At 58.9% G+C, this 17,889-nt stretch carries 18 protein-coding genes and 1 pseudogene; 15 read left to right on the top strand and 4 right to left on the bottom strand.

Annotated elements, in window-relative coordinates; all coding sequences use genetic code 11:
• Positions 1-40 precede the first annotated feature (40 nt).
• The 3 genes from ccmI to Q0949_RS19060 are packed head-to-tail and all read left to right on the top strand — an operon-like array spanning position 41 to position 1,976.
• Positions 41-1,261 (top strand): c-type cytochrome biogenesis protein CcmI, encoded by a 1,221-nt coding sequence (ccmI, locus tag Q0949_RS19070; RefSeq protein ID WP_299376207.1) that lies wholly within the window; start codon positions 41-43, stop codon positions 1,259-1,261.
• Positions 1,258-1,734 (top strand): Holliday junction resolvase RuvX, encoded by a 477-nt coding sequence (gene ruvX, locus Q0949_RS19065; RefSeq protein ID WP_299376205.1) that lies wholly within the window; start codon positions 1,258-1,260, stop codon positions 1,732-1,734. The genes ccmI and ruvX overlap by 4 nt, the downstream gene beginning before the upstream one ends.
• Complete coding sequence (locus Q0949_RS19060; RefSeq protein WP_299376203.1) at positions 1,731-1,976, top strand: DUF1289 domain-containing protein; 246 nt, start codon at positions 1,731-1,733, stop codon at positions 1,974-1,976. The genes ruvX and Q0949_RS19060 overlap by 4 nt, the downstream gene beginning before the upstream one ends.
• On the opposite strand, the gene Q0949_RS19055 is transcribed toward Q0949_RS19060, so the two are convergent.
• The 4 genes from Q0949_RS19055 to Q0949_RS19040 all read right to left on the bottom strand — a co-directional run bounded on the left by Q0949_RS19055 (position 1,966) and on the right by Q0949_RS19040 (position 5,585).
• The gene (locus Q0949_RS19055; protein WP_299376201.1) at positions 1,966-2,706 is read right to left on the bottom strand and encodes a hypothetical protein; all 741 of its coding nucleotides are present in this window, start codon (positions 2,704-2,706) and stop codon (positions 1,966-1,968) included. The genes Q0949_RS19060 and Q0949_RS19055 overlap by 11 nt on opposite strands.
• Positions 2,703-3,524 carry a sulfite exporter TauE/SafE family protein gene (locus Q0949_RS19050; protein ID WP_299376198.1) on the bottom strand — a complete coding sequence of 274 codons (822 nt, stop codon included), beginning with the start codon at positions 3,522-3,524 and terminating at the stop codon, positions 2,703-2,705. Before Q0949_RS19050 ends, Q0949_RS19055 begins: the two co-directional genes overlap by 4 nt.
• 30 nt (positions 3,525-3,554) lie before the next feature.
• On the bottom strand, positions 3,555-4,565 hold the full coding sequence (dusA, locus tag Q0949_RS19045; RefSeq protein WP_299376195.1) for a tRNA dihydrouridine(20/20a) synthase DusA: 1,011 nt from the start codon (positions 4,563-4,565) through the stop codon (positions 3,555-3,557).
• A 171-nt stretch (positions 4,566-4,736) separates the two neighbouring features.
• Positions 4,737-5,585, bottom strand: a complete 849-nt coding sequence (locus Q0949_RS19040; protein WP_299376192.1) for a MurR/RpiR family transcriptional regulator — start codon at positions 5,583-5,585, stop codon at positions 4,737-4,739.
• Between the two features lie 95 nt (positions 5,586-5,680).
• Between Q0949_RS19040 and Q0949_RS19035 the strand changes: the two genes are divergently transcribed.
• The 12 genes and pseudogenes from Q0949_RS19035 (at position 5,681) to Q0949_RS18985 (ending at position 17,886) form a co-directional block, all read left to right on the top strand.
• Positions 5,681-6,418 (top strand): 5-formyltetrahydrofolate cyclo-ligase, encoded by a 738-nt coding sequence (locus tag Q0949_RS19035; protein WP_299376189.1) that lies wholly within the window; start codon positions 5,681-5,683, stop codon positions 6,416-6,418.
• 25 nt (positions 6,419-6,443) lie between these two features.
• Positions 6,444-7,415 carry an ABC transporter substrate-binding protein gene (locus Q0949_RS19030; RefSeq protein WP_299376186.1) on the top strand — a complete coding sequence of 324 codons (972 nt, stop codon included), beginning with the start codon at positions 6,444-6,446 and terminating at the stop codon, positions 7,413-7,415.
• The gene (locus Q0949_RS19025) at positions 7,415-8,182 is read left to right on the top strand and encodes an ABC transporter ATP-binding protein (protein WP_299376183.1); all 768 of its coding nucleotides are present in this window, start codon (positions 7,415-7,417) and stop codon (positions 8,180-8,182) included. The genes Q0949_RS19030 and Q0949_RS19025 overlap by 1 nt, the downstream gene beginning before the upstream one ends.
• Positions 8,183-8,243: 61 nt before the next feature.
• Positions 8,244-9,734 carry an ABC transporter permease subunit gene (locus tag Q0949_RS19020; protein WP_299376181.1) on the top strand — a complete coding sequence of 497 codons (1,491 nt, stop codon included), beginning with the start codon at positions 8,244-8,246 and terminating at the stop codon, positions 9,732-9,734.
• 411 nt (positions 9,735-10,145) lie between these two features.
• Positions 10,146-10,247: pseudogene (locus Q0949_RS20670) on the top strand (twin-arginine translocation signal domain-containing protein); the annotation flags it as partial.
• 39 nt (positions 10,248-10,286) lie between these two features.
• A complete protein-coding gene (locus tag Q0949_RS19015) occupies positions 10,287-11,204 on the top strand; it encodes an ABC transporter substrate-binding protein (RefSeq protein WP_299376179.1) in 918 nt (305 codons plus the stop codon).
• A 10-nt stretch (positions 11,205-11,214) separates the two neighbouring features.
• Positions 11,215-12,105: an ABC transporter permease gene (locus Q0949_RS19010; protein WP_299376176.1), complete on the top strand. Its 891-nt coding sequence runs from the start codon at positions 11,215-11,217 to the stop codon at positions 12,103-12,105.
• A 1-nt stretch (position 12,106) separates the two neighbouring features.
• Positions 12,107-12,892 carry an ABC transporter ATP-binding protein gene (locus Q0949_RS19005; protein ID WP_299376174.1) on the top strand — a complete coding sequence of 262 codons (786 nt, stop codon included), beginning with the start codon at positions 12,107-12,109 and terminating at the stop codon, positions 12,890-12,892.
• Entirely contained in the window at positions 12,889-14,430 is a 1,542-nt protein-coding gene (locus tag Q0949_RS19000) for an amidohydrolase family protein (RefSeq protein ID WP_299376171.1), read from the top strand. Before Q0949_RS19005 ends, Q0949_RS19000 begins: the two co-directional genes overlap by 4 nt.
• Positions 14,427-15,938, top strand: coding sequence for an amidohydrolase family protein (locus tag Q0949_RS18995; RefSeq protein WP_299376168.1), 1,512 nt, complete (start codon positions 14,427-14,429; stop codon positions 15,936-15,938). The genes Q0949_RS19000 and Q0949_RS18995 overlap by 4 nt, the downstream gene beginning before the upstream one ends.
• Before the next feature lie 63 nt (positions 15,939-16,001).
• Positions 16,002-16,682: a GntR family transcriptional regulator gene (locus Q0949_RS18990; RefSeq protein ID WP_299376165.1), complete on the top strand. Its 681-nt coding sequence runs from the start codon at positions 16,002-16,004 to the stop codon at positions 16,680-16,682.
• A gap of 148 nt (positions 16,683-16,830) precedes the next feature.
• Positions 16,831-17,886 carry an extracellular solute-binding protein gene (locus Q0949_RS18985; protein ID WP_299376162.1) on the top strand — a complete coding sequence of 352 codons (1,056 nt, stop codon included), beginning with the start codon at positions 16,831-16,833 and terminating at the stop codon, positions 17,884-17,886.
• Positions 17,887-17,889 lie beyond the last annotated feature (3 nt).

The following is a 17,889-nucleotide window of genomic DNA, read 5'->3' as shown; positions in this document are numbered from 1 at the left end:
AGCCGTTACATGGGCGGGGAACGTAGAGGATACGCGGCACATGCTGTTTTGGATTGTCACCGGTGTTTTGACCCTCGTGGTGGTGGCCACGCTGGCGCGGGCGCTGGTGGCGGGTCAGGTTTCGGATCGTCCGCCTGCGGCCTATGATCTGGATGTGTATCGCGATCAACTCAAGGAAGTGGACCGGGATTTGGCGCGCGGTGTCGTGTCGGAGGCGGACGCGGAGCGCGCACGTACCGAGGTGTCGCGCCGCATTCTGGCCGCCGACGCGGCGTTGCAGCGCGAAGAGGCCACGGACCGGTCCGGCAAGGCCGGTGCGGTAGTGGCGGGCGTGACCGCGCTGGCGCTGATCGGCGGGACCTATGCAATCTATTTACAGCTGGGCGCGCCCGGCTATGGCGATCTGGCGCTGGCCGACCGGATCGAGGCCGCGCAGATCCTGCGCACGGACCGGCCCGATCAGGCCACAGCCGAGGCGACTGTGCCCGATACGCCGGCCCCCGCTGATGTGCCGCCGGACTATGTCGCCCTGGTGGAGCAGTTGCGCAACGCGGTCCAGACCCGCCCCGAAGACGTTCAGGGGTTTGCGCTGCTCAGCCAAGCCGAGGCGCGGCTGGGCAATTTCGCCGCCGCCCACGACGCCAAATCGCGCGAGATTGCCCTGATCGGCGATGACGCCGATGCGGAGGATTTTTCGGAATATGCCGATCTGCTGATCCTTGCGGCGGGCGGGTATGTGTCGCCCGAGGCCGAACGGATGCTGGAGCGGACGCTGGCGCTGGACCCTGCGGACGGGCCTGCGCGTTATTATTTCGGGCTGATGATGGCCCAGACCGGGCGGCCCGATACGGCCCTGCGGGTTTGGGATCAGCTGTTGCGCGAGGGACCTGCAGATGCGCCGTGGATTGGCGCAATTGACGCGCAGATCGAGGACATGGCGATGCGCGCGGGCGTCAACTGGGCGCGGCCCGTGATCGGCACCGGGCGCGGGCCATCGGCCGCCGATATCGAGGCAGCAGAAGCGATGTCCCCGGCAGAACGGCTGGAGATGATCCAGGGCATGGTTGCCGGCCTCAGCGACCGTTTGGCGACCGAGGGCGGTCCGGCCGAGGACTGGGCGCAGCTGATCAGCGCGCTGGGTGTGCTGGGCCAGATGGATCAGGCCGCCGCCATCTTTGCCAACGCGCGGGAGGTGTTCGGCACCGATCCGCGCGCCATGGACATGCTGAACCGCGCCGCCGACCGTGTGGGCCTGCAATGATCACCGATGACACCGCGGAATTCGCAGCCGCCCTGCCCCCAATGCAGGCGCTGATGGGTCTTGACCTGGGCGATAAGACCATCGGCGTGGCCGTGTCCGACACGTTCTGGTCCGTGGCCACGCCGCTGGAAACGGTGCGGCGCAAGAAATTCGGCGTGGATGCCGCGCGGCTTCAGACGCTACTGGCCGAACGCCGCGTTGGCGGGCTGGTTCTCGGCCTGCCGCGCAACATGGACGGCTCCGAAGGGCCGCGATGCCAGTCGACCCGCGCCTTTGCCCGCAACTTTGCCAAGCTGTGGGATGGGCCGATCACCTTCTGGGACGAACGCCTGTCCACGGTGGCGGCGGAAAAAGCGCTGCTTGAGGCGGATACGACACGCAAACGTCGCGCCGAGGTCATTGATCATGTGGCGGCGGGCTATATCTTGCAGGGACTGCTGGACAGGCTGGCAGTGATAAAGAGGCAGTCATGAGCAACCCCGTCCCCGACAGTCTGGTGTGGAAGCGCAACGAGATCGAAAGCCCCTGCGTGCAGATCTGCGTGATCCATCCCGAAACGCGACTGTGCACGGGCTGTGCACGGTCCATCGACGAGATCGGCGGCTGGAGCCGGATGAGCCCGGAGGCGCGGCGCGCCATCATGGACGACCTGCCCAACCGCAGCCCTGCCCCCAAGGGACGGCGCGGTGGGCGCAGCGCGCGGCTCAAGCGCTAGAGGCAAGCCAGTCCATCGGATCAGGGTATTCGGGTCGGAAAAACGCGATGGCGCGCGGCTTGGTGCCCGTGCCGGACCACGGTGCCGTGCCGTGCAGAGCGTGGCGGTGGATCAGGAAGGACTGCCCCTTGGCCGCGGTGATGGCGACCGGATCGCAGGTGTCAAACACGGTGCGGCGCGCCGCGTGGTAGGCGTCGGTGAGGTCCACGTCGCCGGGTGCGCGGTCCCCTATGGCGCGAGCAAAGGCCGCCTTCATGATGTGGTGGCTGCCGGGCCATATGACCGTTGGCGCGTCGCCTGCATCATCCAGCGGAATTCCGAGAATATAGGCGTGGCACTCGCGTGCAAAGCGTCGGCGCTGCGGCCCTTCGGGCAAAAGGCCATCCACATGGGCGGCGCAGCGGTCGAGCCGGTAGCGGTGGTTGGCCTCGGACTGGTCCGCATCGCGGCGCGGATAGCCGGGATAGATCACCGACAGCTGTGCCGGGTGCAGCGGCAGGACCGGCACCCCCCCGTCCCACGGGCCTGCAAGGGGCACGCCGAGGACGGACCCGTCGGGCGTGTTGGGCAGGGCATCGACCCCCACGAACCACGTGTCGCCATGGCGCAGATTGCGGGCGGCGATCTCTGGGTCAGTGGTGATGCGCCCTGCAGCGCGGGCGGCGGCGTCGGCCCAGGCGGTCACGCGGGGATCGGCGTCAAAGACGACAAAGCCGTCCGCACCTATCATCCCCAGAGCGCCTTGCGCAGCATGTTCAGCGCGACCAGCACGAGGAACACGCCGAAGGCGCGCTTGAGCGGTTTGGCATCCATCGCATGGGCCAGCCGCACGCCGTAGGGGGTCGTGATCAGCGTCATCGCGATCACCACGGCAAAGGCCACGAGGTTGACCGCGCCGATGGTCAGCGGCGGCACGGTCATTGTCAGGTCCACCATCAGGAACCCGATCACCGCAGGCACCGCGATCAGCACGCCGAACCCGGCGGCCGTGGCCACCGCGCGGTGGATGGGCGTGTTGAAGAGCGTCATCACCGGCACGCCAAAGCTGCCTCCGCCGATGCCCATGAGCACCGACATGAACCCCAAGAGCGGCGACAGCACGAGGCGCAAAGGCCCGCGCGGCATCGCATCCGCGACCCGCCAGTCGGCCTTGCCAAAGCTCATGTAGACCCCGACAATCAGGGCCAGAACGCCAAAGATCACCTGAAGCGTAACCGACCGCAGCCCGGCCACCACCAGCATGCCCAGCACTGCGCCCAGCACGATCCCCGGCGCCCATGTGCGCAGGATATCCCAGTCGACGGCGCCTTTCTTGTTATGGCTCAGCACCGAACGCACCGAGGTCACGATGATCGTGGCCAGCGAGGTCGCGAGACACATCTGCATCAACTCGGGCCCGTCATAGCCAAGGGTCTGGAATGCATAGAAAAACGCAGGTACCAGCACGATGCCGCCCCCGACCCCCAGCAGCCCGGCCAGCACGCCCGCAAAGGCGCCGATCACGGCCAGCACGGCCAGCATCTGGAACAACAGAACGGTCTCGGGCATGGGGCGGCTCCTTGGGCGGGTCGCGGGTGACTACACCGCTTTGGCGGTCGAGGCCAGCGCCGTCACCTGCGCCAATGCGGCCTCGACCAGCTCGGGCCCGGCACCGGGGCGCGTGGCCCCTTCGCTGAGCACACGACGCCAGCCGCGCGCACCGGGACGCCCGGCAAAAAGGCCCAGCATATGGCGCGTGACCTGATGCAAGCGCCCGCCCTCTGTCAGATGCGCTTCGATATAGGGCAGCATGGCGGCCACCGCGTCTTCAGCGGTCGCATCCCTGCCGGTGCCAAAGATGCGCCTGTCGGCGGTGCAGAGGATATCGGCGGGCTGGTGATAGGCCGCGCGTCCGATCATCACGCCATCAAGGCCCGCATCCAGCAGATCGACCGCCTGATCGATGCTGTCGACACCGCCGTTGATCGAGATGTGCAGGTTGGGAAAGAGCCCTTTCATCCGCATCACCAGATCATAGTCGAGCGGGGGTATGTCGCGGTTTTCCTTGGGGCTGAGGCCCTTGAGCCAGGCCTTGCGGGCGTGGATCGTGACCCGCTCGCAGCCCGCAGCGACGACGCGCGACAGAAATTCGGGCAGCACCTCTTCGGGGTCCTGTTCGTCCACGCCGATGCGGCATTTGACCGTGACGGGCACGTCGACCGCGTGGCGCATCTCGGCCACGCAGGCGGCCACGCGCGCCGGATCGCGCATCAGAACCGCGCCAAAGGTCCCCGATTGAACCCGGTCGGAAGGGCAGCCGCAATTGAGGTTGATCTCGTCATAGCCTGCCTGCGCGCCCAAACGTGCGGCTTGCGCCAGTTCCTGCGGGTCCGACCCGCCCAGTTGCAGCGCGACGGGATGTTCAGCCGGGTCATGATCCAGCAGATGCAGCGCCCCGCCCCGCACGAGTGCGGGCGCGGTCACCATCTCGGTATACAGCAGCGCCTGCCCGCTGAGCAGCCGATGCAGATAGCGGCAGTGCCGGTCGGTCCAGTCCATCATCGGCGCGACGGATAGTTTCGCTGCCGCAGCGGCTGCGTTGTTGGGCATTCTGGGCTCTCCTGTGGTCCGCGATCGGGTTTTCGGGACCATGCTGCACGCTTACTTATACCGGTTAAGGCAGTCTAGCCCCCTGGTACGACGACAGGCTATGGGCGGGGATTGGGGGCAACTGGGCGTGTTCGTTTGGCGTTCTGTTTTTCATCGGGTCGAGTGAGCAGCTCACTCCAGAAGATCAAGTTCCTCAACAATTGCGTCAAGCGTTTCGGCCCGCTGTTTTACGGCGACAGGGTTCTTTCCCACATATGCTATCGCAACCAGCCGTAACATAGACACAACAGTCGCATGCGTATTCAGCATCCCATAGCTCGCAACGTGACAAGCCAGGACAGTTTCAGAAAAGCGCTCTGCTTGCGCCTGATAGCGATGGTCCGTAATCGTGATGATCCGAAGCCGTGATGTTCGCGCATAGGCCAAGAGCGAGCGCAACAGCTTTGGACGTGTCTCTAACGTAACAAGGACAAGTGCATCACGCGGGCCCATCATCGCCAAATCGCTTGCCCAGTCCTGCCCTGCACCATCAAGATAATGAACATCATGGCGCAATCGCGAGAACAGCGTTTTCCCAATGCGTGCGACACCATCTTCAGCACCAAATCCCAAAAACCAGACACGTGGCGCGGTTGAAAGGATTTCAGCAACCTCTGGCAACCGGTCCGAGCGCAGCTCTTCGAAAGTTCGGGTCAAATTGCGCAATTCCAAATCCAGATGGTCGACGATTGACCGACCAAGTATGACCTGGTCCGGTGCCTGTTCTTTTTGGGAATAGGGCTGGGTTCGGTCCCGTTCCTCCCGCGCCTGCAGGCGAACTTCTTCAAAATCGACGTATCCCAAACTGCGAAAAAAACGGGCAGTTGTCGCTTTGGACACGCCTGCCATATTTGCAAGTTCAGTCGCGGTATGAGTTTCTATAAGCCCCTGATTTTCCACCAGTACATTGGCAATTTTCTGCTCACTGCTTGTCAGGCGCGCGTGCTTTTCATGAATGCGAAGGATGAGTCGTGAAGCCATGAAAAAGGGAATATCCTGTACTGCTTTCAGATTCAACTTGACCTATGAAACGAAAATTTCACTACTGTGAAACAGTGAAACGCAAAGGAATCGCGATGTCTACTTCAAAGGTTGTCCGAGAACGGATCTGGACAAAACTGCACGATGTAGCAAAGCCGGATACGCGATTTCACTTGAATTTTGCCGAGGTGATCCCTGACTTCGAAGGGTCTGAAAAAGCGACCGACCTCCTGGTTGCAGAAGACGCCTACGCTGACTCTGCGTTTGCGTTTATTACACCAGATAATTGCCTTACGGACCTGCGCCGCCGCATGATCGAAGATGGAAAGCCTTTCGTGATGTCGACCTATGGCATCTACCGCGGTTTTGTTTTGCTTGAACCAGAAAAGGTTCCGGAAGGTGCAGCGCTCTACGCGTCCTGGCTGGATGGGATGGAGCATTTCGGCACGCCGATCACGTTGGAAGACATCGCAAAACGCGGGCGTTTTGATCTGATGGTGACCGGTGCGTCTGCTGTATCAAAGAATGGCGTTCGGTTCGGCAAAGGTCATGGTTTTTTTGATCTGGAATGGGGCATGTTTACAGATCTTGGCCTGGTGGATGAGACGACACCGGTGCTGGCGGTTGTCCATGATGTGCAGCTGGTCGAAGATCAGCTTCAGCCATCCGAGACGGACATTCTGGTCGACAAGATCGCAACCCCTTCACAGATGTACACCGTCGAACGCCGTGCCAAACGCCCCAGCGGCGTGAAATGGCCGCTGCTAGATCCCAAACAAATCGCTGAAACCCCGCCGCTGCAGGAATTGCAACGCATCCAGGGCTTAGCCTGAATCCATCCAACAGGAGATAAATGACATGACCTTAAGATTAAACCGCCGCCACTTCTTGGGTACTGCAGGTGCCGCCGCTGCCGCATCATCTCTGCCGGTGCGGGCGATGGCCGCGACACCTTTGACCATGCAAGCCGCATGGATCAATGACGCCGAATTTGCAGGCTATTTTCTGGCGATGGATAAGGGCTATTACGCAGACGAAGGGCTGGATCTTACGTATCTGTCCGGCGGCCCCGACGTGATCCCCGAGAGCACCATCATCGCGGGCCGGGCTGATCTGGCGCTCACCACGCCAGATACCACAATCAAGGCGATTGTGGATCAGGGTGCTCCGTTCAAGATCATCGGTGCGCAATACCAGAAGAACCCCATCGGGATTGTGTCACTGGTTGGCAGCGGCATTAATTCCCCGGCTGATCTGGTTGGCAAAACACTTGCCGTGCCGCCTGTGAATGTGATTTCCGTCGAAGCCATGCTCAAGCTGAACGACATCGATCCGGGTGACGTCAACATCGTGCCCTATGCTTACGACCCAACGCCTCTCATCAAGGGCGAGATCGACGCCAGCCTCGATTTCACCACCAACGTCCCCTACACGATCAGCCTGCAAGGGGTCGAGGCGACGTCCTTCCTGCTTTATGACTTTGGCTTTACCACATACAATGACACAGTTGTTGTGACCGAAGAGGTCCTGAACAGCAAACGTGCCGAATTGGTGGCGTGGCTGCGCGCCAGTCGCAAAGGGTGGATAGAAAACAATGTCGACACGGCGCTTTGGCCACCAAAATGGGCAGACACCCATTTTGCGGGCACTGGCCGCACAATCGACAACGAAATCTTCTTTAACGAAGCGCAGAAACCGTTGATGGAAAACTCAGCTGGCATTTTCGCGATGACAGAAGAAGGGATCGCCGCAAACCTCAGTGCATTGGCCGAAGTTGGCATCAACGGGTCGCGCGACATGTTTGACACAACGCTTTTAGAAGAAATCTGATGCCTGCCCCGGATGGGATTTCCCTTTCCGGGGTCTATAAGACCTTTGAAGGACGCGGAAAAACGGTTGAAGCGTTGCACGATGTGACGCTGCTGTGTCCACCTGCGTCCTTTACTGCTGTGATTGGCCCCTCTGGATGCGGAAAATCCACAGCTTTGCGCATCGCCTTGGGGCTGGACTCTGCTGATGCGGGCGATGTGCTGATCAACGGCGAAGCGCCTGCCATCGCCGCGAAGTCCGGCAAGACGGGCGTTGCCTTTCAGGACTCGGCTTTGCTGCCCTGGCGCAATGTGCGTCGCAACATTGAAGTGCCACTTGAGGTCATTGGCCTGAGCCGGAAATCGCATGCCGCCCAGGTGCAGGCAATGATTGAGCTTGTTGGTCTGAAGGGGTTTGAAAACTCCCTCCCCGGCGAGTTATCGGGTGGTATGCGTCAGCGTGTGGCGATTGCCCGCGCGCTTGTCACCAAACCAAACGTGCTCTTTATGGATGAACCGTTTGGAGCACTAGACCAAATATTGAGGCGTCAGATGAACGTCGAATTGCAGCGTGTCTGGCAGGAAACAGGCTCGACTGCGCTACTGGTCACACACGGGATTGATGAGGCCGTTTTTCTGGCCGACCGCGTTGCCGTGATGCACGCAAACCCCGGCCGCATTGTCGAAATCATCGATGTGCCTTTTACACGCCCCCGTCATCCAGACCTCTTCTCAGATCCGGCCTTCCATGCTTTGACAGATCGTATCGCATCGGTGCTGCATGGCTAAGGTGCCAACGGGCTTGCGGAATGTTGCGATCTTGCTTCTGATCTGGGAAATCGCGGGCCGCATGGATCTGGTTGCCAGTGGTGCCCTGCCAGGGTTTTCAGAAATCCTGATCAGGTTATGGGAAGACCACGCCGATTATCCGCGCCATATCTGGGCAACGCTCTATGCGTCCGGTGTTGGTTTTCTGATTGGCAATGCAATTGCGCTGATAGCTGGTGTGGCATTTGCGATGTCGCCAACATTGCTGCGCCTTTTTCGCGGTGTGAATATCGCAGTTTTTGCACTGCCGCCCATCGCGATTGCCCCGATCCTTGTGCTGACTTTATCCGGCATGGCACCTCGCATCGTTCTTGCCGCGCTGGCCGTCTATTTCGTAACCATGACAGCAACTGTCATCGGAATAAGCCAGTCCGACAGTCGGGCCAGTGACGTTGTGAAAGCCTATGGAGGTGGCCGTTGGCGTGTTCTTTGGCTGGTCCAACTTCGCAGTGCCCTGCCCACTATCATTACAGGCTTCCAGATTGCGGCTCCCAACGCCGTATTGGGCGCAATTCTGGCCGAGTTTGGCGGTGGAGGGCGCTGGGGGCTTGGAACCTACCTGCTTGGATCGCTTGGCCGAGGAGAGCCAGACAGGCTTTGGGGCATTGGCCTGATCGCAACCGCTATTGCGGGATTGGGCTATTTGTTCTTTGCATTGGTTTCCAGGCGCTTGCTGGGGGCGACGCGCGCTGTGACGTTGAACACCGCCACTCCCATTAGCGCGGCAGTCCCTGCATCACCGTTCAAGCGTGCGCTGATGCTCTTCGGCATTGTGTCACTGCCATTCCTTTTGTGGTGGGCCTTCATAGTGCTGACCGGCGTACCTGCGATGATCGCGAAAACACCTTTTGGGGTGATGGACTACCTGTTTTTCGCAAAGACTGCCCCTGTCGCACAAGAAAAGCTCTTGCGGGCATTGTCAGAAACACTTCCCATCACTTTCGCGGGCATGGCGGCTGGCATTGGCTTTGCGTTTCTGTTGGCAATCTCGACACGGCTGTTCCCAAACGCCATTCGCGCATTCATGCCTGTGGCCCTTGTGACGCAAACCATGCCTTTGGTGGCTCTGACCCCGCTTTTGGTGCTGATATTCGGGCGCGGCACCTCTTTGACGCTTTGGGTGACAATCTCGGTGACGTTCTTTCCTGCCTTCGTCACATTGGCGCAAGGGATCGCATTGGTTCCGCGCAGCGCACAAGATTTGCCGCGCGCCTATGGTGCATCTGTTTGGCAGGAAATGCGGCTGGTGACGATCCCGGCCTCCCTGCCCTATCTGTTCGCAGCGACGCGCCTGACTGTCCCGCGCGCCTTGCTTGGGGTCATGATCGCAGAATGGCTGGCCACGGGGCGAGGGCTCGGCAACTTGCTGAACCAATCCCGCGGCTACCTGGACTTTGGCATGATCTGGACCGTTGCCTCTGTTTCAGTTCTCTTGTCGGTCATTCTGTATCAACTCGTTGTTGTGATCGAACGGAAAACCCTGCACCGGTTGGGCATGCAAACCGCAGAATAGCGTAAACGATGATGGCCTGCCAAATGAGCTAAATTGCCATTCATACGTTGCGTTTCATCTGGAGAAACAGAAACAAAACAAAATCACACGGCCAACGGGCAAGATCGAACCAAACAGCAATGCTTGAGTTTAGCATCGCCTAAAACGCAATCGGGCTGATCGTATTCCGCCCAATTATTAGACGCCCCACCGTCAAACTCTTCTGTTTGACCTGTTGAGGCTTGGTGTACCAGGTTTTGATGAGTCAGCGTCAAGTCAGCGCAAAGCGGTGGGGCGAACCTCCTCCCCAATATCCGCCTGACTGCTTTAACGGTTGGCGTGCCGAAACTGTCACAAGCGAAGTGACTGGGTCGTGCACATTATCAAATGACCCGAACTCCTACGCTTGTGTCCTGACAGAGAGGACATAAAATGTGTGAAAGATGCGGAAATACCTATCATAAAATCCAGGAAGCCAGCCGTCGTGGTTTTTTGAAAGGCGGTGCGGCTGCGGCTGCAAGCCTTGCATTGCCTGCGGGGCTGATGGCCCCTCGGCTTGCCGCTGCGCAAGGGATGACAACGATCAAGGCAACCCATGGTGGCGGCCTTTGTAACCTTGGTATTTTTCTGGCTAAGGAACGCAAACTGGCCGAAGCGGATGGCGTCGAGCTTGATTTCGTCGTGACGCCGACAACCACGGATGTGGTGACGTTGTTTGGCGCTGGTATGGTCGATGTTTCGGTCATTCCCTATTCCAACTTTATCACTCTGGTCGATGCAGGCGCGCCTGTGCAGATTGTCGCCGGTGCAGGTGTCGAAGGGTGCATTCTGATCGGATCCGAGGGCATATCATCGCCTGCGGATCTGAAAGGCAAAACCATCGGGACATTCCAGGCGGATACGCTGGAGGTGCTGCCCTATGACTACATGACCTCTGCGGGCATGGCATTTGCCGACGCTGAAATTAAATATTTCAACACATCGCCGGAACTGGCTGCGGCCTTCATCAACGGCGCAATTGATGCGGTCAGCCATATCGAACCCTACGCAACGCAGTGTCTGCAAGAACGTGCCGGAGCAAGCATCCTGACCGATGGCCTCGACCTTTACGGTGCGGGCTATTCCGATTGTGTGCTTGCAGCTCGCACGCCGCTTCTGGAAGAAAACCCAGAAGCTGTCAAAGCCGTGATCAAGGCAATGATGACCGCGCAGTTGCAATCCGAGCAAAACACTGCCGCAGCACTGGCTGAAACGCAGGGCACTTACTACAAGACATCGCTGGAAGCCCTGACACTGGCCCAGTCGCGGCAGCCCGTCATGATCGACCAACGCAACAACTCGGACTTCTTTGTCGAGCGTTCCGTGTCGATGCAGAAAATGGGCTACGTCAAGGACACGCTGCCCGATACGGCGGTGAACTGGACGTTACTGGAAGAGGTGATCGCCGAAAATGCAGACCTCTATGACAGCCTGAAGCTGAAAACAGCGTAAGGCGGCACCAATGACCGACGAAACTCTTGAAACGCCACTGGTGGCAAACAGGCAGGAAAGTTTTGGCATGCGTCTGCTGCGGCGCATGGAACCTGTGCTCTGGGTCATGGCATCTCTGTCGATTTTCGTCGGGTTTTGGGAGTTTGCCTGGTGGCGGGGGTGGGCCAATCCGCTTCTGCTTCCGCCCCCGCATATTTTCCTGGCAAACCTGCCGGATCAGTTTCGGTTCTTTGATCCGGGCGGTACACGGGCCGGAGCCCTGGCTACGGGCGGCTCAATTTTCTCTGTCCTTGGTGTGATCGCATGGTCATCCCTCAGGGTGACGGTGGGGCTGGCGCTGGGTTTCCTGCTGTCGCTCGCCATTGGGATCGGCATTCGGTATTTCCGGATTTTTGGCAACCTGGTGCTTCCACTGGTCACGATGCTCGCCCCGATTTCTCCTGTCGCGTGGTTGCCGGTTGCCGTGTTCATATTTGGCATCGGAAATCCACCTGCAATCTTTCTTGTCTTCATTGCCATCTTCTTCATCATGACACTGGCAACACTGTCGCAGATCGACAATGTTCCTGTTCACTACATTCAGCTTGCGCGGATCATGGGCTGCAACAAACGCCAGATTTACCGCCATGTGATCCTGCCCGCCATTCTGCCTGAATTGTTCGTGACGCTGCGCATGAACCTTTTTGCCGCGTGGATGGTTGTGCTGATTGCAGAAGCAGTGGGTGTTGGCTCTGGCCTCGGGCAAGTCACCATGATGGCACGCAACACGTTCAATGCCAGCCTCGTGTTCTTTACCATGACGCTCATCGGGCTGACTGGCTTTGCCTTTGACCAGACGCTGCGCTACGTCCAGCGCAAGGTGCTGTGGTGGGTTGGACCCTCAAATGTAGGAGGGCTTTAAGATGACCCTGGGCCTGAAAATCACCAATGTATCAAAAACATGGAACCCGGATGGGGCAGACCCTGTCCCGGCCGTGCGCAATCTGACGCTGGACGTGGCATTGGGCGAATTCGTTGTCCTGCTCGGCCCTTCGGGCTGCGGGAAAAGCTCGCTTCTTTACATCGTGGCAGGGTTGGAAGACGCAACAGAAGGCAGCGTAACCTTCGACGGGCTTGAGGTGACCGAACCCTCGCCTGAACGTAGCCTGATCTTTCAGGAGGCCTCGCTGTACCCATGGTCGACCGTGCAGGACAACATCACGTTCGGTCTGAAAATCGCTGGTCAAAGCCCGAAAAAACAGGAAGAGGCGGCAGAGCGTCTGCTGCGCCTTGTTGGTCTTGTGGGCGCAGGCGAGCGTCGCCCCCATGAACTGTCTGGCGGGATGCGCCAGCGTGCCGCTTTGGCGCGCGCGCTGGCGATGGAGCCCAAAGTTCTGTTGATGGATGAACCCTTCGCCGCGCTCGACGTCCAGACGCGCGCACGCATGCAAGGCCATCTGCTCAACATCTGGGAGAGTTCAAAAGCCTCGGTCCTGCTCGTGACGCACTCTATCGACGAGGCGCTCGCACTTGCGGACCGAGTCGTTGTCTTCACCGCCCGCCCCGGCCAGATCAAAGCCGAGATCCCCATCACCGCGCCGCGTCCACGCGACATGCGCAGCCCCGAAATGATCGAACTCGCCCGCCAATGCGAAGCACTTTTGGGCGAAGAAGTCGAAAAATCCTTTAAAGAGCAGGAACTGACATGAGCGTCGAAATCATCACCGCGCGCTGGATTGTCACGGGCGTATCCAAGGATGACACGGCTGAGATGATTGAGGGTGCCGGTCTTGCCCACGAGGATGGCGAGGTGCTTGCCGTGGGTCCATCCACCAAGATCAAGGCCGCCTACCCCGATGCGCCTGTGACTGACCACCCAAATCACCTGATCATGCCCGGGCTGGTCAACAGCCATCACCATATCGGGCTGACCCCACTGCAACTGGGCGCGCCGGATGAGCCGCTGGAAATCTGGTTCGCCGCACGGCTGGCGATGCGCAAGATCGACCCCTATCTGGATACGCTGTTCTCGGCCTTCGAGATGATCGCCTCGGGTGTAACCACCGTGCAGCATATTCAGGGCTGGGCCGTGGGCAATCTGGAACAGGTCACGGCGTCGGCGATTGGTGTGCTCAGGGCCTATGACGATATCGGCATGCGGGTGTCCTACTGTTATGCCGTGCGCGAGCAAAACCGGTTTGTCTATGAGGCGGACGAGGAGTTCTGCAAACGTCTGCTCTCTGATGTCGCCAAGGTCATGGCAGCGCATTTCAAAAAGCTGACCATGCCATTTGACGAGTATTTGCAGCTGTTTGACGCGCTGACCGCGCAGCAGACTACCCAGCGGGCGCGTATACAGCTGGCCCCTGCCAATCTGCACTGGATGACAGACGATGGTTTGCTTGCCTTGCAGGATAAATCCAAATCGGCTGGCGTGCCAATGCATATGCACTTGCTCGAAACCGCTTATCAAAAAGAATATGCCTTCCAGCGCACCGGAACAACGGCCGTCAGGCATCTGGAAAAGCTGGGGCTTTTAGGCCCACACATGACGCTTGGCCACGGGGTCTGGATGACCGAGGAAGACATCGAAATTTGTTCAGGCACAGGCACCTGTATCTGTCACAACTGTTCGTCCAATTTCCGCCTCCGCTCAGGCGTACTGCCTTTGATGGAGTTGCAAAAACGCGGCATGACAGTGGGCATGGGCATGGACGAGGCTGGCATCAACGATGATCGCGACATGTTACAGGAAATGCGCATGGCTTTGACCGTGCACCGCGTGCCTGGCATGGACCGTGCGGATGTGCCATCGCCCGCCCAGGTGTTGCGCATGGCCAGTGAGCATGGCGCCATGACCACCGCCTTTGGCGCGACGATCGGGCGATTGGATCCGGGTCGCAGGATGGACGCGGTCATTCTGGATTACGGCACCGCTACCTTCCCGTTCCAGGACCCGGACATCGCCCCGCTGGATGCATTGATTCACCGGGCCAAGACCAAGGACGTGAAAGCCGTCATGATCGAAGGACGCGTCGTTTACGAGGATGGCCGGTTCACCATGATCGACCGCGAGGCCGTCATGGCACAAATTGCAGAAGCCCTGTCTTCGCCACGCGACAATGACGAACAGGAACGCCATTGGTTGCGCGAGCAGGTCATGCCTGTCGTCGAGGATTTCTACCAGGGGTATCTGCAGAACACTGCAACACGGACGCCATTCTACAAGAGCTCTTCCTCCACATGACGGGCATGATGTTCCGGAACGTTCGGCTTTTTGATCTTGAGAGATCGGAAGGCATGTCGCCAGCCTGCGACCTGCGCGTCAAAGGGGGAAAGGTCGCGCAGATCGGCCCTGACCTCACCCCGGAACCGGACGAAGAGATCATCGAAGGCCATGTGAATCTTTTGATGCCCGGCCTGATCAACGGCCATTTTCATTCGGCGGTGAACCATATGAAAGGGCGGTTGCCGTCGCTGCCGCTGGAAGTGTTCATGTTGTATGAGTGCCCCGAACTGGAAGTGCTGCGCCCGACCCCGCGTGAGGCTTACTTGCGCACGATGCTGGGATGTATCGAAATGCTCCGTTCTGGCACCACCAGTGTGCAGGACGATTGCTTTTTTGTGCCAGCCCCAGAACCCGAGATCATCGACGCTGTTGCACAGGCATACACCGATAGCGGAATGCGCGCACGGCTTGCCTTGGACCAACCAGAGCTGAGCGAATTGGAGAAGCTCCCTTTTCTGCGCGACATCCTGCCCGATGATTTGCGGCACGAACTCTCTGTCCCGACCGGCGCGCCCGCCAGCGCACTTCTTGAAAGCTACGCGCATCTGATCGACACCTGGCATGACACCTCAGACGGACGCATCAAGGCCGCGGTCTCATGCTCTGCGCCACAGCGCGTTTCGCCTGACTATTTCGCGCAGTTGGACGATCTGAGTATCCGCAATGACCTGCCGTTCTATGCCCATATGCTAGAAACGCGGCTTCAGCGGGTGTTCGGAGAAGTCTGCCTGAGCGGTCGCTCGCTGGTACGCTACACCCACGATCTGGGGCTTTTGAGCGACCGGATGAATGTCATACATGCGATTTGGGTAGATGATCCGGATCTTGACCTGCTGGCCGCATCCGGTGCTTCAGTTGCGCATAACCCAAATTCTAATCTGCGCCTTGGCAGTGGCGTGATGCGCTGGCGCGCCATACAGGATCGCAAGATTCCTGTCTGCCTTGGTGTCGACGAAGCCATTGCGGATGACGCGATCAATATGTGGTCCGTGATGAAGACAGCTGCATCGCTTCACACGCTTAGCGATTGGGATTACGAGCGCTGGCCCCAGGCAGTCGAAGTTTTGAATGCCGCAACCCAGGGCGGTGGAACAGCTATGCGTGAGCCGGGACTTGGCACTATGGCGATTGGCGCGCCAGCGGATCTGATCCTGATCGACCTGAAAGCACTCCCGTTCGTGCCGCTCAATAACTTGCCAAGGCAATTGGTGCATTGCGAGTTGGGGCAATCTGTAAGGCTCACAATGGTGGCCGGACGTGTGGTCACCCGGAACGGACGATTGCAAACCGTGGACGAAGACGCGATCCTGGCCGAAGCCTCGGCCGTTTTCGCCGGCAAGCAAAACGCGATGAATCTGGCGGACAAACGGGTCGAAAAATTCCTGCCCTATTACCGTGAAATGTACCTGCGAGCCGGACAATATGACCTGCCCGTGGAACGCAGGATAGATCATTTAGCCCGATGAAGGGGATTGACGCAGACTTGGCTTGCCTGCATGTGGCGGGCTTTATGCTGTTGGTGCGAGCTCATGTCCAAAGGACCCGATACGAAATCCGAGCATGCGACAACGGGTGCCGAACACGTTGCAGCGATTTTGCGCGACCGTATCGTCAAGGGCGAATTGGCGCCCCTGGATCGCATTGTGGAACGGCGTCTGTCTGCGGAACTCATGGTATCGCGCACCCCTATCCGCGAAGCACTCAAGCTGCTTGAGGCCGACGGCCTGATCGAGATCAATCTGCACCGGGGCGCACTCGTCTCTGAATACAGGCCCGAAGAAGCTCTCTTGCTTTTTGATGTCATCGCCAGTCTGGAGGCCCTCGCGGCCCGCCGGGTCACCGAGACAATGACGGCTGATGTGCTGCGCCAACTGGAAGATTTGCACGGAACAATGCTGGACCACCACAGGGCCGGACGAACGAACGACTATTTCGATATGAACACCGTCATTCACGACTTCATCATAAAGAGCTGTGCAAATCCTGTTCTGATCGCGACCCACCAAAGACTCATGATCCGGGCACGACGGGGTCGGTTCCTGGCGATCATGAAACCGGAACGGCTTGAGCAGGCGGTTACCGAGCATGAAGACCTGATGCAGGCCTTCCGGAATGGCAATGCGCAGCAAGCCTCTGAGGTGTGGGAAACGCACCTGCGTCACACCGGAGAAACGATTACAGAGGTTCTGACGTCTCAGTCAGTTTCCTGAGAGTCTTCTCGCCAGCACTTTTGTGAAATTTAGCCCAAAATTCTATCACTGTAGTAAAACTACCGCCTCCCTAACGTAAAATTTGAGACACCCGGAAAATGGCATGCCATTTTTTTGTGACGACAGAAAAAAGCACAGGGGGCTGAAAATGCGACGGTTGACACAAGCAGGAATGACACGTCGATCCATGTTGAAAGGATCGGCATATACGGCACTTGGAACACTCGCCGCACCAGGTATTCTGCACGCTCAAACCACAGAACTGGTGATCGGTTGCGCAGGATCGCACACCGCATGGATGGAGCAGATCGTCGTGCCACACATGAAAGACGCCATCGGTGCGGATATCCTTTTTGAGGGGACCAAGTCTTCGGTCAACCTCGAGAAAATGTCCTCGAACAAGGACGCGCCTTATCTGTCGGTTGTCCAGATGGACGATCCGGTCATGATCCAGGCGGTCGAGGCCGATCTGTTGACGCCGATCACATCAGGCCCTGTGCCAAACATGTCGGATCTGCGCCCTGATGCGGTGCATATGGATGGCATGTGGTGCAACTACGTCCAACCCTGGGCGGGCGTTGCCTATAACACCGACTTCAAATCCGGAGGTGTCGCATCATGGGAAGACCTCTGGGCACCAGAGGCCAAGGGCCAGTTGATTATACCCTCTTTGCAAAACACCGAAGGTATGTGGACCTTGTTCATGTCAGCGATGCTCGGCTCTGGAAAGCCATTCTCGGAAGCGCAATATGAAATCGACGCGGCTTTTGAGAAGCTGGAGGAACTGAAACCCAACCTGCTGTCCGTCTACACAACGATGAGCCAGGCGTTCAACCTGCTTGAACAAGGCGAAATCACCATGCTCGCGGGCAATTTCTCGTCCTACACGCTGCCACGCAAAGCGACGGGCGTTCCTGTGGATCTGGCCGCTCCGTCCGAGGGCATCTTTGCCATGCCATCCGGCATCTGCCTTGTAAAAGGCGGCCCAAACGCGGAACTGGCCGAAGCCTACGTTAACGAAATGCTTGGACCAGATATGCAAGCCGCCATTGCCGACTTCGCCACCTCTGTTCCTGCGAACACCACCGTGAGCGCGGGTGCCATTATTCCAGATGGCGTGCCCATTTACGCCCCCGACTGGGCATTCGTCGCCGCCAACCGTCGTGCATGGATCGAACGTTTCGACAAGTTGATGGCGATCTGACCA

The sequence above is a fragment of the uncultured Tateyamaria sp. genome, from assembly GCF_947487805.1.
GTDB lineage: Bacteria > Pseudomonadota > Alphaproteobacteria > Rhodobacterales > Rhodobacteraceae > Tateyamaria.
This window is presented reverse-complemented; position numbering and strand designations above follow the sequence as displayed.

Excerpts from the sequence above, each read along its gene's own strand:
- ccmI (WP_299376207.1), top strand. The coding sequence starts at position 41 with ATGCTGTTTTGGATTGTCACCGGTGTTTTGACCCTCGTGGTGGTGGCC.
- ruvX (WP_299376205.1), top strand. The coding sequence starts at position 1,258 with ATGATCACCGATGACACCGCGGAATTCGCAGCCGCCCTGCCCCCAATG.
- Q0949_RS19060 (WP_299376203.1), top strand. The coding sequence starts at position 1,731 with ATGAGCAACCCCGTCCCCGACAGTCTGGTGTGGAAGCGCAACGAGATC.
- Q0949_RS19055 (WP_299376201.1), bottom strand. The coding sequence starts at position 2,706 with ATGATAGGTGCGGACGGCTTTGTCGTCTTTGACGCCGATCCCCGCGTG.
- Q0949_RS19050 (WP_299376198.1), bottom strand. The coding sequence starts at position 3,524 with ATGCCCGAGACCGTTCTGTTGTTCCAGATGCTGGCCGTGCTGGCCGTG.
- dusA (WP_299376195.1), bottom strand. The coding sequence starts at position 4,565 with ATGCCCAACAACGCAGCCGCTGCGGCAGCGAAACTATCCGTCGCGCCG.
- Q0949_RS19040 (WP_299376192.1), bottom strand. The coding sequence starts at position 5,585 with ATGGCTTCACGACTCATCCTTCGCATTCATGAAAAGCACGCGCGCCTG.
- Q0949_RS19035 (WP_299376189.1), top strand. The coding sequence starts at position 5,681 with ATGTCTACTTCAAAGGTTGTCCGAGAACGGATCTGGACAAAACTGCAC.
- Q0949_RS19030 (WP_299376186.1), top strand. The coding sequence starts at position 6,444 with ATGACCTTAAGATTAAACCGCCGCCACTTCTTGGGTACTGCAGGTGCC.
- Q0949_RS19025 (WP_299376183.1), top strand. The coding sequence starts at position 7,415 with ATGCCTGCCCCGGATGGGATTTCCCTTTCCGGGGTCTATAAGACCTTT.
- Q0949_RS19020 (WP_299376181.1), top strand. The coding sequence starts at position 8,244 with ATGGATCTGGTTGCCAGTGGTGCCCTGCCAGGGTTTTCAGAAATCCTG.
- Q0949_RS19015 (WP_299376179.1), top strand. The coding sequence starts at position 10,287 with ATGACAACGATCAAGGCAACCCATGGTGGCGGCCTTTGTAACCTTGGT.
- Q0949_RS19010 (WP_299376176.1), top strand. The coding sequence starts at position 11,215 with ATGACCGACGAAACTCTTGAAACGCCACTGGTGGCAAACAGGCAGGAA.
- Q0949_RS19005 (WP_299376174.1), top strand. The coding sequence starts at position 12,107 with ATGACCCTGGGCCTGAAAATCACCAATGTATCAAAAACATGGAACCCG.
- Q0949_RS19000 (WP_299376171.1), top strand. The coding sequence starts at position 12,889 with ATGAGCGTCGAAATCATCACCGCGCGCTGGATTGTCACGGGCGTATCC.
- Q0949_RS18995 (WP_299376168.1), top strand. The coding sequence starts at position 14,427 with ATGACGGGCATGATGTTCCGGAACGTTCGGCTTTTTGATCTTGAGAGA.
- Q0949_RS18990 (WP_299376165.1), top strand. The coding sequence starts at position 16,002 with ATGTCCAAAGGACCCGATACGAAATCCGAGCATGCGACAACGGGTGCC.
- Q0949_RS18985 (WP_299376162.1), top strand. The coding sequence starts at position 16,831 with ATGCGACGGTTGACACAAGCAGGAATGACACGTCGATCCATGTTGAAA.